A 15616-nucleotide genomic window follows, 5' to 3' on the forward strand; every position below is an offset into this window, starting at 1 on the left:
AATGAAATTATTTACAATAAACGCAGGATTTTTTAAACTGGATGGTGGGGCTATGTTTGGTGTTGTGCCCAAATCTATCTGGCAGAAAACTAATCCTGCAGATGAGAACAACCTATGTAACTGGGCAATGCGCTGCCTCCTGGTTGAAGATGGAGATCGCAGAATCCTGATTGATAATGGAATCGGATACAAACAGGACGAGCGATTTTTAAAGCATTATTACCTGCATGGTGAAGATACTCTTGAAAAATCCCTCCAAAATAGTGGTTTTACAAAGGATGATATTACTGATGTATTTTTAACCCATCTTCATTTCGACCACTGTGGCGGCTCTATTGATAGACTTGAAGATGGAAGTCTTGTGCCTGCATATAAAAATGCTACATATTGGAGCAATAAAGCACACTGGGAATGGGCTGTTCATCCTAATGATCGTGAAAAAGCCTCCTTTCTGAAGGAAAATATTTTACCCATCCAGGAAAGCGGTAAGTTAAAGTTTATTGACACCACTGATGGTGTAGACTTTACAGATCATATAAAAATACGCTTTGCATACGGGCATACCGATGCAATGATGCTACCTCAGATAAGTTACAAAGGAAAGACCATACTGTACATGGCTGATATGCTCCCTTCTGTCGGACATATTCCAATGCCTTATGTCATGTCCTACGATATGTTTCCGCTCAAAACCCTGAATGAGAAGAAGAAATTTCTCACAGAGGCCCTTGAGAACGATTACATCCTCTACCTGGAACACGACCCAATAAATGAATGTTGTACCCTGCAGGATACAGAAAAAGGCATCAGGGTTAAGGATACCTTTAAATTAACTGATATTAAAGGCTGACAGGGTTCAAAACCCTGTCAGCCTTTAAACCCTGTCAGCCTTATTCTAAGGAATGATCACCTGAGGTTTAGTTCCTGTAATTTCATCAATTTCCAGCATAATTTCATTGGTGAGCAAAGGCACTACTTCGAGTGAAGTGAGGTTTTCTTTTAACTGTGCAGTCTTTGAAGCTCCTAAAATAACGGTACTGACATGAGGGTTTTTTAAACACCATGCAATAGCGAGTTTAGCTAAAGAGGTATTCAGTCTCTCTGCAATTGCCTGCAATAGTTTAACCTTATGTATGTTTGACTCCACAAGCAGTCTGTTTCTGAGCCATTCAAGATTATCCATGCTGAAACGGGCATCTTTGGGATCAGCATTGTTGTATTTTCCAGAAAGTAATCCGGAAGCCATTGGACTCCATATAGTAGTGCCCATACCAAAATCCCTGAACAATAATAAAAACTCCATTTCCATTTTATCCCGCCAAAGCATATTATACTGAGGTTGTTCCATCACTGGTGGGACGAGGTGATTTTTTTCTGCGAAATAATGAGCCTGCATTATTTCCAGAGCACTCCATTCAGAGGTCCCCCAATACAATGCTTTTCCCTGTTGAATCAGTTGATGCATCGCCCAAACAGTTTCCTCAATCGGAGTTTCCTTATCAGGTCTGTGGCAATAGATCAAATCCACATAATCCAGCTGCAAGCGTTTAAGGGCATTATGAGTCCCCTCAAACAGGTGCTTTTTAGACAAGCCGATCATATTTGGTTTTTTCTCCTCAGCTCCAAAAAAGATCTTACTGGATACAATGTATGAGCTGCGGTCCCATTTTTTCTTTTTGAGAATGTTTCCCATCACAATTTCCGATTTCCCACCTGCATAGCCTTCGGCATTATCAAAGAAATTCACTCCGCCTTCATAGGCGATGTCCATTAATTCTTCTGCAACCTTATCTTCAATTTGCTGACCAAAAGTTAACCAGCTTCCTAAAGAAAGGGCACTAACTTTCAATCCGGATTTACCTAAACGTCTGTATTCCATAGTTTTATATATTTTAATTGCACTGTTTGTATCTTAGTTAAAAATACGTTTTGTAAACATAAAAAATACTTACAATTTCATTCTTTTAATTGTTAATTGATATGGGGAATTTTATAAATTGAACCCTTAAAACTAATCACAATCTGCCCGTAGCGGAAAGAAGAAAATGCAGCTTACACAACTGGAAATCAAAGGTTTTAAAAGCTTTGGCGATAAAATTACGATCAATTTCAATGATGGTGTAACCGCTATCGTGGGCCCGAATGGCTGTGGCAAATCGAATGTTGTCGATGCTATACGCTGGGTACTGGGAGAACAGAGTACCCGGATGCTACGCTCCGAGAAAATGGAAAATATCATTTTCAATGGGACTAAAACACGAAAGCCTTCGAATCTGGCCGAGGTTTCGCTTACCTTTGATAACACCAAAAACATTCTTCCCACTGATTTTACAAAGGTTACCATTACCCGTAAGCTCTATCGTTCGGGCGAGAGTGAATACCGTTTAAATGATGTTCAGTGTCGTTTGAAAGATATTACAGATTTATTTCTTGATACAGGGATAGGATCAGACTCCTACTCTATTATCGAACTGAAAATGATTGATGAGATCATTGCCAATAAGGATAATTCAAGACGGGCCTTATTCGAAGAGGCCTCAGGTATATCCAAATACAAACTAAGAAAAAGACAAACCCTCAATAAACTAAAAGATACAGAAGCCGATCTTAGCCGTGTTGAGGATCTGTTATTTGAGATCGAAAAAAATCTGAAAACTCTTGAAAATCAAGCCAAAAAAGCAGAAAGATATTATCGGCTAAAGGAACAATATAAAACATTAAGTCTGAGCCTGGCCTCCTTTCGTATTATTGGATTCAGGGATTCCTTAGCTAAACTGGAAGAAAAAGAGCAGCAGCATTCACTGGATAGCATCGGAATAAACACTGAAATAAGCAATCTGGAAGCCTTTTTACAGAAACTAAAACTTGAAAACCTGAATCTCGAAAAGAATCTTTCGATTCAACAGAAGGCTACCAATGAGTTTATTGCGAAGATCCGCAGCTATGAAGGTGAGAAGAAATTAAAAAATGAGCAGTTACGCTTTCTTGAAGATAAAAAAACAAGACTAAGTGATGAACTTGAAAAAGATCAGAATCAGCTTAACCACGTTTTTTACAATCAGAAGCGTTTAAATGAAGAGCATCTACAGGAAAGTGAAGTTCTTGAGAAACTGCGTATTTCAACAGAAAGTCAGCATCAGGGAATCATTGAATTAAGGTTAGAACAACAAAAATCAAAATCCGCACTCGATACCATCAGCATTGAAAATAATGAACTCCAAAATCAGGTATATAAACTTGAAAAAGAGATTGCCATATTGAATATCCAGAAGGAAGCGCTTCATCAGGAAAGTAACCGGAATATGGCCGATACTGAATCGAAAGAAATTGAATTAAATGAATTTAATAAAGTAATTACCGAGTTAAAGCACCGACTGGAAACCAAACAAAAGCAATACAATCAAAATAAGGAGATTGAGGACGAATTGGAGCGACAAATTCGTCGAAGCACTGAGCAGCTAAAAGATCAAAAAGAAATTCTCAATCAGCAGAGCCGGATCCTAGATTCCAAACAGAATGAATATAACCTGACCAAGTCGATGGTTGATAATCTGGAAGGATTTCCGGAATCTATCCGTTTTCTAAAAAAAAGTGCAGGCTGGACAAAGCAGGCTCCGCTTTTTTCGGACATACTTTTTTGTAAGGAAGAATACCGGGTAGCGATTGAAAACTACCTCGAACCGGTCATGAATCATTATGTCGTAGAAACACAGTCCGAGGCAGTTCAGGCAATTCAATTACTCAGCGATTCCTCAAGGGGGAGAGCTAATTTCTTCATACTTGAGTCTTTAAGTATGGCAGGGAAGCGACCTTCAGTAAATACTGACCGTAAAGACCTCGTTTCGGCTTTGGAAATTATTGACACCGATGCCAAATACCGCCCTTTATGTGAAATGCTTCTTTATAATGTTTATCTGTTACTATCGGGGGATGAGAATGAATTACGTTCGCCCATGCCCTCAGAACAGGTTGTCATTTTAAGTAAGACAGGGATGTTTACAAAGACAAGGATCGGAATGTCGGGTGGGTCTGTCGGACTATTTGAAGGTAAGCGTATTGGAAGGGCTAAAAATCTCGAAAAACTTTCAAAAGAGATTAATAGCGGCGAGGCTTTAATTTTTAAACTTAGGAATTCAATTGCAGCAGAAGAGATCAAATTAAAAAATCTGATAGATTCTTCACAAAAAGAACTGCTTCAGGAATCTCAGATCGAAATTAACAACTTAAGTAATGAATACATCTCTGTTAAAACAAAACAGGAGCAATATCTGACATTTATTGAAAACAGCCTCAACAGAAAACAGGATATCGGGCAAAAAATAGCAAGTATCAGTAATGAACTACTTGCATCGGAACCACTTCTTATTGAATTAAAGGTCAACAAACAAATTAAGCAGGATCAACTTCTTAATGATCAGCAAAGCTATAATGAGCTTGCTGAAACCTTGAATTCAAAGTCGGCACTCTATAACCAGGAAAATATTCGTTTCCATCAGCAGCAAAACAAAGTATCGGGAATAGAAAAAGACCTTGAATACCGTGAAAGTCAGCAGAAGAACCTTGAATCCCGTATAGAGTTAAACCAGGCAGAACTTGAAAAAACACAAATTGGAATTAAGGAAATTCTTCAGCATGCCGATTTTTCAGATGAAGATCTGATTGCAATGTATGTTCAAAAGGAGGAATTTGAAACAGCTGTAAGCGAGGCTGAACAGAGCTATTATGCTTCCAGGGTTCAGATCACAGAAATAGAAGAAAAAATAAGCTCCCTACGCAGGAATAAAGAACAGGCTGAACTGATTTCCAACGAATTAAAAGAACAGAAAACCACAATAAAACTGGAATTAAATGCCTTAAAGGAAAGACTATCAGTAGAATTCGATGTTGATATATCAATATTACTGGATGAAGAAATTAATCATCAGGGAATTGATAATGAACATGATATCCGTGAAAAGACTGAGCGGATTAAAAAACAACTGGATGAATTTGGGGCAATCAACCCGATGGCCATGGAAGCGTATCAGGAAATGAATGAACGGTATAATTTTATTCAATCTCAGAAAAAAGATCTGGCTGAAGCCAAATCATCATTATTACAAACAATAAAAGAAATAGATGATACAGCGAAGGAAAAGTTTATGGCCGCATTCAGCGATGTAAGGACTCATTTTATCCAGGTTTTTCGTTCTCTTTTCAATGAAGAAGATAGCTGCGATCTGGTACTTGTTGATCCTGGCAACCCACTCGAATCTGACATTGATATTATTGCCCGTCCGAAAGGTAAACGGCCACTATCCATCAATCAATTATCAGGAGGTGAAAAAACGCTGACGGCCACTGCACTGCTTTTCTCACTATATCTTTTAAAGCCAGCCCCCTTCTGTATCTTTGATGAAGTGGATGCACCACTGGATGATACAAATATTGATAAGTTCAATAATATTATCAGGGAATTCTCAGACCAGTCACAGTTTATTATCGTTTCGCATAATAAACGAACCATAGCCAGCACAGATATTATTTACGGTGTGACTATGGCAGAACAGGGTGTTTCAAGGGTTGTGGCTGTTGACATTCGTGAAGTAGCTTGAGGTCAAAAATCACCGGCTTTTTAAAACAGCATGAATAAGATGAATTCTGTGCTTGATTTTTAGTCTAATATGAAAAAACTCTTATTAATTCTGGCTCTATTTTCCGTTTCCAGTGCCAATTCCCAAAATATTGACCGGAAAATATTACTTAAGGATATAGAAACACTTTCATCCGATAAGTATGAGGGCAGGAAAACAGGTACTCCCGGAAATTTCATGGCTGCCGAATATATCATTAATCGATTTAAGGAAACCGGGCTGGATGCATACAACAAGGATTATAGGCATCCTTTCACTTTCAGTGACAGAAGTAATAAGGAAATCAGAGGAGTTAACCTGATTGGCTATGTAAAAGGAAGATCTAATGAGGTAATTATAGTTTCTGCACATTATGATCATGTTGGAATAAACAATTTTGTGATCTTTAATGGTGCTGACGATAACGCCTCAGGAGTTGCTGCTATGTTATCCATTGCAAAATATTTCAAAGAAAATAAACCAAAAAACACCATCTTATTCATCGCATTTGATGCAGAGGAAATGGGCTTACAGGGTGCTTATTCCTTTTTAAAAAAACCAGTCCCTTCAAGGAAACAAATCAAACTCAATATTAATCTGGATATGGTTTCGCATAACGATAAGTCTGAACTATATGCTGCCGGAACCAATAAAACCCCGCTTATAAAAGATATTATAAAGTATGCAGATAAGAACACGGGTATCTCTATCAGATTTGGGCATGATGAACCCGAATCAGGTAAAGATGACTGGACAATGCAAAGTGATCATGGACCATTTGCGAAGGAGAATATCCCCTTTCTTTATTTCGGTGTTGAAGACCATGTTGATTACCACAAAGCAAGTGATGATTTTTCTAATATCAACCCTGACTTCTTTTATTCTGCCAGCAAAGCTATCCTGAAAAGTATCATCAGCCTTGACAAAAATCTTGCCCGCATCCAGCCTTGATAACAAATCACTATCTTTGTAATGCAAGCCGTTCTATCGCTCTCCCGCATTTGCGGGTGAGAGGAAAGTCCGGGCAACACAGAGCATCCTGCTTCCTAACGGGAAGGCATCGCGCAAGCGGTGACGGACAGTGCCACAGAAAACAAACTACCCCCAAACTTCGGTTTGAGGGAAAAGGTGAAAACGTGAGGTAAGAGCTCACGGTTCTGTATGGTGACATGCAGTGCGGTAAACCCCAGGAGTTGAAAGACCAAATAGGTTCCGGAAGTGAAGCTGCTCGCTTCCTTATGCCGCAAGTGCGGCATTATCCGGGATGGGTAGGTCGTTAGATCACGTAAGCAATTGCGCGACCAGATAAATGATAGAAGTCCCGCATATGCGGGATACAGAACCCGGCTTACAGGCTTGCATTTTTTATTTTTCAAAACCTCTGAATAATAGGGTTTTCGGCATCCTGTTTGTTATAGCAGACAGGATTCCGATATTCGGTACTTAAAGAAGTATTTTAAAAATCTGCTCAATACTTATGGCAAAAATATTAATCATTGATGACGAGAGGGCAATCCGAAGTACATTGAGGGAAATTCTTGAATATGAAGAGTATCAGGTTGAAGATATTGATAATGGAATAGATGCATTGGAGCTGATCAGGAAAAATGAATATGACCTGGTTCTTTGCGATATAAAAATGAATAAAATGGATGGACTGGAGGTGCTCACCGATGCACTAAAAATTCAGCCGGATCTGCCATTTATAATGATCTCCGGACATGGGACCATTGAAACAGCAGTAGAAGCCAGTAGAAAAGGCGCCTATGATTTTATTTCAAAACCACCTGATCTTAATCGCTTACTGATTACTGTAAGAAATGCATTGGAGCGTAAAACTCTGGTAACAGAAACCAAGGTTTTAAAGCGTAAAGTCAGCAAGACCCGTGAGATTCTGGGAAATTCTGCAGCCATTGAACGAATCAAAGCTACTATTGAAAGAGTAGCGCCCACCGATGCAAGGGTACTTATTACAGGTGCAAATGGAAGTGGTAAAGAACTTGTTGCGCGTTGGCTTCATGAGAAATCAAATCGGGCCAATTCAGCACTAGTGGAAGTAAATTGTGCTGCAATACCTTCTGAACTGATAGAAAGCGAGCTTTTTGGTCATGAAAAAGGATCTTTCACTTCAGCAATCAAGCAGAGAATCGGAAAATTTGAACAAGCAAGCGGGGGCACATTGTTTCTTGATGAAATCGGGGACATGAGTCTTTCAGCACAGGCAAAGGTTCTGCGTGCACTTCAGGAGAACAAAATTACCCGGGTTGGCGGCGAAAAAGAGATAGAAGTTGATGTCAGGGTAGTTGCTGCAACAAATAAAGACCTGCAAAAGGAAATTGAAGCAGGAAACTTTAGAATGGATCTCTACCATCGTTTAAGTGTAATATTGATTCATGTACCTCATTTAACTGAGCGTAAGGAAGATATACCACTTATCGCACAAAACTTTTGTGAGGAGATCTGCAATGATTATGGTATGCCGGTTAAAAAAATCAGCGATTCGGCAATGAGTTCATTACAGGAAATGAACTGGACAGGTAATATCAGGGAGCTTCGTAACATGATTGAGCGACTGATTATTTTGAGCGATAAATTAATTACAGAAGATGATGTTATCAACTTTGCAAATCCATCTTCTTTTTCATTAGGCTCTGAAAATACCCCTGCTAAGCCACATACAAATTTTGATCAGTTTACAAACTTTCAGGAATATAAGGATGGTGCTGAACGCGATTATATCAAGTACAAGCTCGAAAAAAATAACTGGAATGTATCTAAAACGGCAGATGATATTGACATCCAACGGAGCCACCTCTACAGTAAAATTGAAAAATATGGCCTGAAGAGAGCCGATTAGGAAGCTTAAAACAGAAAGCTATCCTGCTTTATCCTTTCAGCTTTTAACTTACTAGAGTGTTTTGATCTCAGTGACAAGTTGCTGAAGCACTGATTTAGCATCTCCAAATAGCATTGAAGATTTAGGCTGAAAGAAAAGTTCATTTTCTATACCCGCATATCCGGGATTCATGCTTCGTTTATTGATGATCACAAGCTTGGAAAGTTCTACATCCAAGACAGGCATACCATAAATTGGTGATCCAGGGTCTGTTTTTGCTGCCGGGTTAACTACGTCATTGGCACCTAAAATCAAAACCACATCAGTCATAGGGAATTCTTCATTTGCCTGCTCCATTTCGAGTAATTTGGCATAATCAACATCTGCTTCAGCAAGGAGAACATTCATATGCCCTGGCATACGTCCCGCAACCGGGTGAATAGCATAATTTACCTCTACACCTTTATCACAGAGTAATTTCTCCAGTTCATGGCATACATGCTGTGCCTGTGCCACCGCAAGACCATAACCCGGTACAATCATTACCCGTTTAGCATAACTCATGACCACAGCAGAATCACTAATGCTTATTTCTTTGTATGCTCCCTGTTCTTTACCAGATGATCCGGCAGAAGAACCACCAAATGAACCAATTAGTACATTACTCAATGGGCGGTTCATTGCTTTACACATTAAAATTGTCAGAATAGTACCCGCGGATCCAACGAGAATACCACCTGTTAACATTACCGGATTATCATATAGAAAACCTCCGAATGCCGCAGCAACTCCTGTAAATGAGTTTAGTAATGAGATAACAACCGGCATGTCTGCACCTCCAATTGGAAAAACGAATAGCAGTCCGTAAACCACCGATAAGGCGAATACGACATAGAATAAAGTATTGGCGGCCGTATCCAGTGAAATGATCAGATAAGCAGAAAGTGCAATAATTACACCGAATATAACCAGGTTTACGATGTGTTGCCCATTGAAGGAGAAATCCTTGATCTTTCCGTTTAATTTGCCCCAGGCTACCATACTTCCAGCAAACGAAATCGTCCCGATAATCAATCCCGCAAAAATAATCAGTAATATTCCGCGGTCAGCGGTAGCACCTGCCTGGATTTGATGAGAAAGGTGGTCAAATTCTACAATGGAAATCAAGGCAGCACAAGCCCCTCCCATTCCGTTGAACAAACTAACCATTTCGGGCATAGCTGTCATTTTTACCCTTTTAGCGGCCATTGTACCTAAGATCGTACCAATGATCAGTGCAGAAAAAATCCAGATATAATTACCTAATTTGAGTCCCTCCTCCTCATACAGGAAGATGGTAGCAAAAATAGAAATAGCCATACCAGCAGCGGCAATAAGATTTCCGTTTCTCGCACTCTCCGGATGACTTAACATCTTTAAACCAATAATGAAGGTTACGGAACCTATCAGGTAACAAATAATCAAGATATTTAATTCCATTGTACTCTGTCTCTGAATTTTATAAGGATTGAACTAAAACTGGTCTGAAATATTCAGGTTTACTATTTTTTCTTTTTAAACATTTCAAGCATTCGATCTGTCACCACAAAACCACCCACAACATTTAAAGTGCCCAGTATTACGGCAAGGAAACCAAGAACAAGGGCAAGCAAATTTTCGCTTTCTGCCTTTCCCATCACAATAATAGCCCCTATTATAACTACGCCATGAATCGCATTGGCACCACTCATTAATGGTGTATGCAAAACGCTGGGAACTCTACCTATGACCTCAATTCCAAGAAATACACTCAGAATCACAATGTAAATCATTTGCTGATGCTGGCTAAGCCAGTTTAATGTCTCATCCATAGTATGAATTATCTTTTAAAAATTATGATTTAGTTGTTTGGAGTTATTGTCAAAACTTAACTTACAACTTATTACTTACAACTTATTACTTACTATTCCCAGTCAATTCCTTCACCCGATCATTGCATACTTCACCATTGTTTGTAATACAGGTTCCTTTCACAAGATCATCCTCAAAATTTAAATTGAGCTGTCCCTCTGTCCCGATGATGAGTTGAAGAAAATTCAGAATATTCTTGCCATATAGTTTACTGGCATCTGAAGGCATGGTTCCGGGCAAGTTTGAATTACCAATAATAGTTACATTTTTATAAACAACAGTGTCACGGTCTTTGGTTCTGCTGGTATTTCCCCCGGTGATCGAAGCCAGGTCAATAATAAGCGATCCGGTCTTCATATTATCCAAAATACTGTCTGGTAATAAAATTGGTGCTTTTTTGCCAGGTATCTGTGCGGTTGTAATAATCACATCGGCTTTTGATGCAACCTCTGCTATGCGTGCCTGTTGCTTTTGCTTATATTCTTCGGTCTGATCAACTGCATAGCCACCAGCCTTTGAAGCATCAAGGGCACCTTCAACTTCTATAAACTTGGCCCCCAGGCTCATTACTTCCTCTTTAACCGCAGGACGGGTGTCGAAAACTTCAACAACAGCACCCAATCTTTTGGCGGTTGCAATAGCCTGAAGTCCGGCAACCCCTGCTCCCAGTATCATCACTTTTGCAGGCGCAATACTTCCTGCTGCTGTCATGAACATAGGAAAATACTTCGGAAGTTGCATTGCGGCTAGAATTACTGCTTTATACCCGGCAATATTAGCCTGAGAACTCAGGATATCCATACTCTGAGCCCTGGTAGTACGAGGAAGCATGTCCATACTGAAGGTAGTAAATCCGCGCTCCGCCCATTTTTTTATTAATTCAAAATTGGCAAGTGGATTAAAAACACCCAGAATCACTGCAGTTTTTTTTGCCTTGCCAAGATCATCCTCAGTCAGCGGATGTATACTCAATAAAATATCTGAATTATTTAAAATATTTTCTCTGGAACTAATTTCTGCACCCTGATCAGAATAGAGTGTGTCAGGAGCAAATGCCTTAACACCGCAATTGCTTTCAGCTAATACATTGATATTGTGTTTCTTCAGGATTGAAATATGTTCGGGAATTAATGATACCCGCGTTTCCGGGATAGGCTCAAGCAAAATACCAATAGTCATGAATTCTTTAATATTTATTAATGATTGTTTCCCAAAATAGAAAAAAAAATTAGCTATAAAGAAAGGTGCATTAAAAAAATTACAAATATTTTCGGGTGAACTTCAAGTTCAAGCAAGATAATTAATCCGGATCATGAATTCTTTAATTGGAATAAAATTTGAGCTTAATAAACTATATTTGCGCCTCAAATGAAGTATATACGTAACTTTTGCATAATTGCTCATATTGATCACGGTAAAAGCACCCTGGCTGACCGTCTTCTTGAGTATACTAATACAATCACCCATCGTGAATCGCAGGCTCAACTGCTTGACGACATGGATCTTGAACGTGAACGCGGAATTACCATTAAGAGTCATGCAATCCAAATGGATTACATTCAGGATGGGCAGGCTTATGTGCTTAATCTAATAGATACACCGGGCCACGTCGATTTTTCTTATGAGGTTTCCCGCTCGATTGCTGCCTGTGAAGGCGCATTACTAATCGTAGATGCTTCACAGGGGATACAAGCACAAACCATATCCAATTTGTACCTCGCACTTGAGCATGATCTTGAAATCATCCCAATCCTAAACAAAATGGACCTGCCCGGAGCCATGCCCGAAGAAGTGAAAGACCAAATCATTGAACTAATTGGTTGTAAGCGTGAAGAGATTATTCCAGCATCCGGAAAAACCGGATTGGGTGTTGATAATATATTAAGAGCAATTGTTGAACGTGTTCCTGCTCCAAAGGGAAATCCGGATGGCGAATTGCAGGCTCTGATATTTGACTCTGTGTTTAATTCTTTCAGAGGAATTATTGCGTATTATAAGGTACTTAATGGTGAAATCAGAAAGGGTGATAAGGTGAAATTTGTCGCGACCGATAAGGATTATATCGCAGAAGAAGTAGGTACCTTAAAGTTAACCCAGAAACCAAAAGATGTGATTAAAACCGGTGATGTGGGTTACATCATTTCGGGGATAAAAGAAGCAAGGGAAGTAAAAGTCGGAGATACCATTACTCATAAGGATAAGCCAAGTTCAGAACCAATCAAAGGTTTTGAGGAAGTTAAGCCAATGGTATTTGCAGGTATCTATCCGGTAGATACTGATGAGTACGAGGAGCTTCGTGAAAGCATGCACAAGCTGCAACTAAACGATGCTTCAATTGTTTTTGAACCCGAATCGTCAGCTGCTTTGGGATTTGGCTTCCGCTGTGGTTTCCTTGGTATGCTCCACATGGAGATTATACAGGAGCGACTGGAAAGGGAATTCGATATGACGGTGATTACCACTGTTCCGAACGTATCTTATAAGGCTTTTACTTCGAAAGGTGTGGAGATCGATGTACATAACCCATCCGATCTGCCTGATCCAAGTAAACTGGATCATGTGGAAGAACCTTATATTAAGGCAAATATCATCACTAAATCTGAATTTGTAGGGCCTATAATGTCATTGTGTATTCAGAAACGTGGAACCATAATCAATCAGTCCTACCTTACCTCCGACCGAGTTGAACTGATCTTCGAAATGCCAATGGGAGAAATAGTGTTCGATTTTTACGATCGCTTAAAAACAATCTCCAAAGGATATGCATCATTTGATTATCATCAGATCGGCTACCGGCAGTCTGACCTTGTGCGTTTAGATATACTCCTGAACAGTGAACCTGTTGATGCGCTTTCCTCATTAATTCATAGAACAAACTCCTATAATTTTGGAAAAAAAATCTGTGAGAAACTTCGGGAACTTATTCCGCGCCAGCAGTTTGAGATTATTATTCAGGCATCAATCGGTGCGAAAATTATTGCACGCGAAACGGTAAAAGCCTTACGTAAAGATGTAACCGCAAAATGCTATGGTGGCGATATTTCGAGGAAACGCAAGCTTCTCGAAAAGCAGAAAAAAGGTAAGAAGCGAATGAGACAGGTAGGAAATGTGGAAATACCCCAAACAGCCTTCATGGCAGTGCTCAAACTAGATTAATTTATAAATTTCGCATTACGCGAATTGCGAAATATAAATGTTGAAAAGCCTTTAAATGTTAATAAATACAAGTTTTAAATAAACATGCAGTTACTCGACGGAAAATTTGTTTCAGAGAAATTAAAAGAAAGAATCGCAATCGAGGCGGCCGAAATTTTAAAAAAAACGGGTCGCAAACCCCATCTGGTAGCCATACTTGTTGGGCATGATGGTGGTTCTGAAACCTATGTAGCCAGTAAAATAAAAAACTGTGAAAAGGTAGGTTTTAATTCAACATTGTATCGGTTTGAGAATACAATTACTGAAGAAGAATTGCTCCGGAAAATTGATGAGGTAAACAAAGATCCTGAAACAGATGGCATCCTTGTTCAACTCCCTCTTCCAAAACATATTTCTGCAGATAAGGTCACTGAAAAAATTTCTCCTGAAAAAGATGTGGATGGCTTCCATCCGGTTAACCTGGGCCGAATGCAACGTAACCTTCCCTCCTTTCTTCCGGCTACTCCATATGGTATTTTATTGATGCTTCAGGAATATGGTATCGATACTGCAGGTAAACACTGTGTGGTTGTTGGCAGAAGTAATATCGTGGGTTCACCGATGAGCATTCTAATGGCAAGGAATACTAATCCCGGAAATTGTACAGTAACCATCTGCCATAGTAAAACCCCGGATATTAAAAAATACAGTCTGGATGCTGATATTTTAATCGTCGCAATTGGTAAAAAGAATTTCATAACAGCCGACATGGTAAAAGAAGGTGCCATTGTCATTGATGTGGGTATGAATCGCGAGACTTCCACAGAGACCAAATCAGGTTTCAAACTTTACGGCGATGTAGATTTTAAAAATGTAGCACCCAAAAGCTCATGGATCACCCCTGTTCCGGGAGGTGTGGGTTTGATGACCATCGTAGGCTTACTCAAAAACACCCTGGCTTCTGCAAAAAAGGAGATATATTAAACAATACGTAATTTTATTTTAAATTATACGTAATATATATTACTTTTGTGTCATAATATAAGGGAGTTAATTATGAATGCTAAATTAACGCTTAGCTTTAATGAAGAGGTTATCAACAAAGCAAAAAAATACGCAGAGAAAAACGATATCAGTTTATCAAGGCTTATAGAATTTCTTTTAACAAAGGTTACTTCAACTGACTACCAATCCCTCGAGCAATACCCCATTGCTGATTGGGTAAATCTGATAGCAGAAGGTAAAGCTGAGTATCAAACCAAAAGAAGCAGGAAGTCGGCTAAAAAAGAATTTTTCGAATCAAGGAAATGAACATTTTTCTGGATGCGAATATTCTGGTTTCTGTATTGAACAAAGAATACCCCACTTTCTCGAATTCAGCGAGAATATTTAGTCTGGCCGGAAACAAAAAATTCAGTTTACTGACTTCCCCTATATGTCTGGCTATTGCCTATTATTTTGCAGAAAAAAAGCATAAAAGCAGTGTTGCAAAGTCTAAAATAAAAATCCTTTCAGAGCATATCAGCATTGCATCAAACTCATGTGAAGCTGTTTTAAAATGTATTGAGAATTCATCCATTCATGATTTTGAGGATGGACTTGAATATTATGCAGCTCTGGAAAGTAATTGCGACTGCATCATCACCGAAAATAAATCAGATTTTTATTTTTCAGAAATCGAAGTTCTGAACAGTGAAGAATTCTGCAAAAAATATCTTTTCATACAGGATTAAAAATTTACCAGAATTTCCACCAGGGCTCTGAAATTCCGATATAAAGTCCGTCCTCTCTCAGTTCAACCGGATACGTATCGATATAATTACCCTGGCCTGCTGCACCACGCCCGGTTTTAAGATCAAATTCATGCCTGTGATAAGGGCAAACCAGCTTACCTGACTCACACCATCCATTACTCAGATCAGCACCTGCATGAGGGCATTTGTTTTGCACGGCATAATATTCCTTTCCTACCTTCACAATACACAGTTTTCTTCCTGAAACCTGCACTGTTCTGATAAAATCATCAGAAGCAATGTTTCTTAGGGGTAGTACATTAATCCAGTTCATACAGAATTTGAATTGTCAGCATTATGTCTCTATCTTTTTTGCAAGGGCTTGTACGGTTAAACTTAAGTATATTTGC

At 39.1% G+C, this 15616-nt stretch carries 13 protein-coding genes and 1 other RNA gene; 9 read left to right on the forward strand and 5 right to left on the reverse strand.

The annotated features are described in order from the left end of the window. Window position 1: 1 nt before the first annotated feature. A complete protein-coding gene (locus tag Q8S11_RS16405; RefSeq protein WP_305663209.1) occupies window positions 2-850 on the forward strand; it encodes an MBL fold metallo-hydrolase in 849 nt (282 codons plus the stop codon). 45 nt (window positions 851-895) lie between these two features. Here the strand turns inward: Q8S11_RS16405 and Q8S11_RS16410 are convergent, their stop codons facing one another. Further along, the gene (locus Q8S11_RS16410; RefSeq protein WP_305663210.1) at window positions 896-1879 is read right to left on the reverse strand and encodes an aldo/keto reductase; all 984 of its coding nucleotides are present in this window, start codon (window positions 1877-1879) and stop codon (window positions 896-898) included. 166 nt (window positions 1880-2045) lie between these two features. Between Q8S11_RS16410 and smc the strand changes: the two genes are divergently transcribed. The 4 genes from smc to Q8S11_RS16430 all read left to right on the forward strand — a co-directional run bounded on the left by smc (window position 2046) and on the right by Q8S11_RS16430 (window position 8469). Then, a complete protein-coding gene (gene smc / locus Q8S11_RS16415) occupies window positions 2046-5594 on the forward strand; it encodes a chromosome segregation protein SMC (RefSeq protein ID WP_305663211.1) in 3549 nt (1182 codons plus the stop codon). A gap of 69 nt (window positions 5595-5663) precedes the next feature. After that, window positions 5664-6563: a M20/M25/M40 family metallo-hydrolase gene (locus Q8S11_RS16420; protein ID WP_305663212.1), complete on the forward strand. Its 900-nt coding sequence runs from the start codon at window positions 5664-5666 to the stop codon at window positions 6561-6563. 20 nt (window positions 6564-6583) lie between these two features. Then, window positions 6584-6979: RNase P RNA component class A (gene rnpB, locus Q8S11_RS16425), an RNA gene on the forward strand. A 110-nt stretch (window positions 6980-7089) separates the two neighbouring features. Then, window positions 7090-8469: a sigma-54 dependent transcriptional regulator gene (locus Q8S11_RS16430; RefSeq protein ID WP_305663213.1), complete on the forward strand. Its 1380-nt coding sequence runs from the start codon at window positions 7090-7092 to the stop codon at window positions 8467-8469. 51 nt (window positions 8470-8520) lie between these two features. Here the strand turns inward: Q8S11_RS16430 and Q8S11_RS16435 are convergent, their stop codons facing one another. From Q8S11_RS16435 to Q8S11_RS16445, 3 genes are all read right to left on the reverse strand, one after another. After that, window positions 8521-9927 carry an NAD(P)(+) transhydrogenase (Re/Si-specific) subunit beta gene (locus Q8S11_RS16435; protein ID WP_305663214.1) on the reverse strand — a complete coding sequence of 469 codons (1407 nt, stop codon included), beginning with the start codon at window positions 9925-9927 and terminating at the stop codon, window positions 8521-8523. 62 nt (window positions 9928-9989) lie between these two features. Beyond that, window positions 9990-10298 (reverse strand): NAD(P) transhydrogenase subunit alpha, encoded by a 309-nt coding sequence (locus Q8S11_RS16440; protein ID WP_305663215.1) that lies wholly within the window; start codon window positions 10296-10298, stop codon window positions 9990-9992. 85 nt (window positions 10299-10383) lie between these two features. Next, window positions 10384-11517 carry an NAD(P) transhydrogenase subunit alpha gene (locus Q8S11_RS16445; RefSeq protein ID WP_305663216.1) on the reverse strand — a complete coding sequence of 378 codons (1134 nt, stop codon included), beginning with the start codon at window positions 11515-11517 and terminating at the stop codon, window positions 10384-10386. Window positions 11518-11706: 189 nt separating this feature from the next. Here Q8S11_RS16445 and lepA point away from each other — a divergent pair, with 189 nt between their 5' ends. The 4 genes from lepA to Q8S11_RS16465 all read left to right on the forward strand — a co-directional run bounded on the left by lepA (window position 11707) and on the right by Q8S11_RS16465 (window position 15206). Then, window positions 11707-13494: a translation elongation factor 4 gene (lepA, locus tag Q8S11_RS16450; protein ID WP_305663217.1), complete on the forward strand. Its 1788-nt coding sequence runs from the start codon at window positions 11707-11709 to the stop codon at window positions 13492-13494. Window positions 13495-13578: 84 nt separating this feature from the next. Continuing rightward, window positions 13579-14457, forward strand: a complete 879-nt coding sequence (locus Q8S11_RS16455; RefSeq protein ID WP_305663218.1) for a bifunctional 5,10-methylenetetrahydrofolate dehydrogenase/5,10-methenyltetrahydrofolate cyclohydrolase — start codon at window positions 13579-13581, stop codon at window positions 14455-14457. A gap of 72 nt (window positions 14458-14529) precedes the next feature. Then, entirely contained in the window at window positions 14530-14784 is a 255-nt protein-coding gene (locus Q8S11_RS16460) for a DUF6364 family protein (RefSeq protein ID WP_305663219.1), read from the forward strand. Continuing rightward, complete coding sequence (locus Q8S11_RS16465) at window positions 14781-15206, forward strand: PIN domain-containing protein (protein WP_305663220.1); 426 nt, start codon at window positions 14781-14783, stop codon at window positions 15204-15206. Before Q8S11_RS16460 ends, Q8S11_RS16465 begins: the two co-directional genes overlap by 4 nt. Window positions 15207-15210: 4 nt before the next feature. Here the strand turns inward: Q8S11_RS16465 and Q8S11_RS16470 are convergent, their stop codons facing one another. Then, window positions 15211-15540 (reverse strand): Rieske 2Fe-2S domain-containing protein, encoded by a 330-nt coding sequence (locus Q8S11_RS16470; RefSeq protein WP_305663221.1) that lies wholly within the window; start codon window positions 15538-15540, stop codon window positions 15211-15213. Window positions 15541-15616: the final 76 nt, after the last annotated feature.

The sequence above is a fragment of the Daejeonella sp. genome (assembly GCF_030695525.1).
Lineage (GTDB): Bacteria > Bacteroidota > Bacteroidia > Sphingobacteriales > Sphingobacteriaceae > Daejeonella.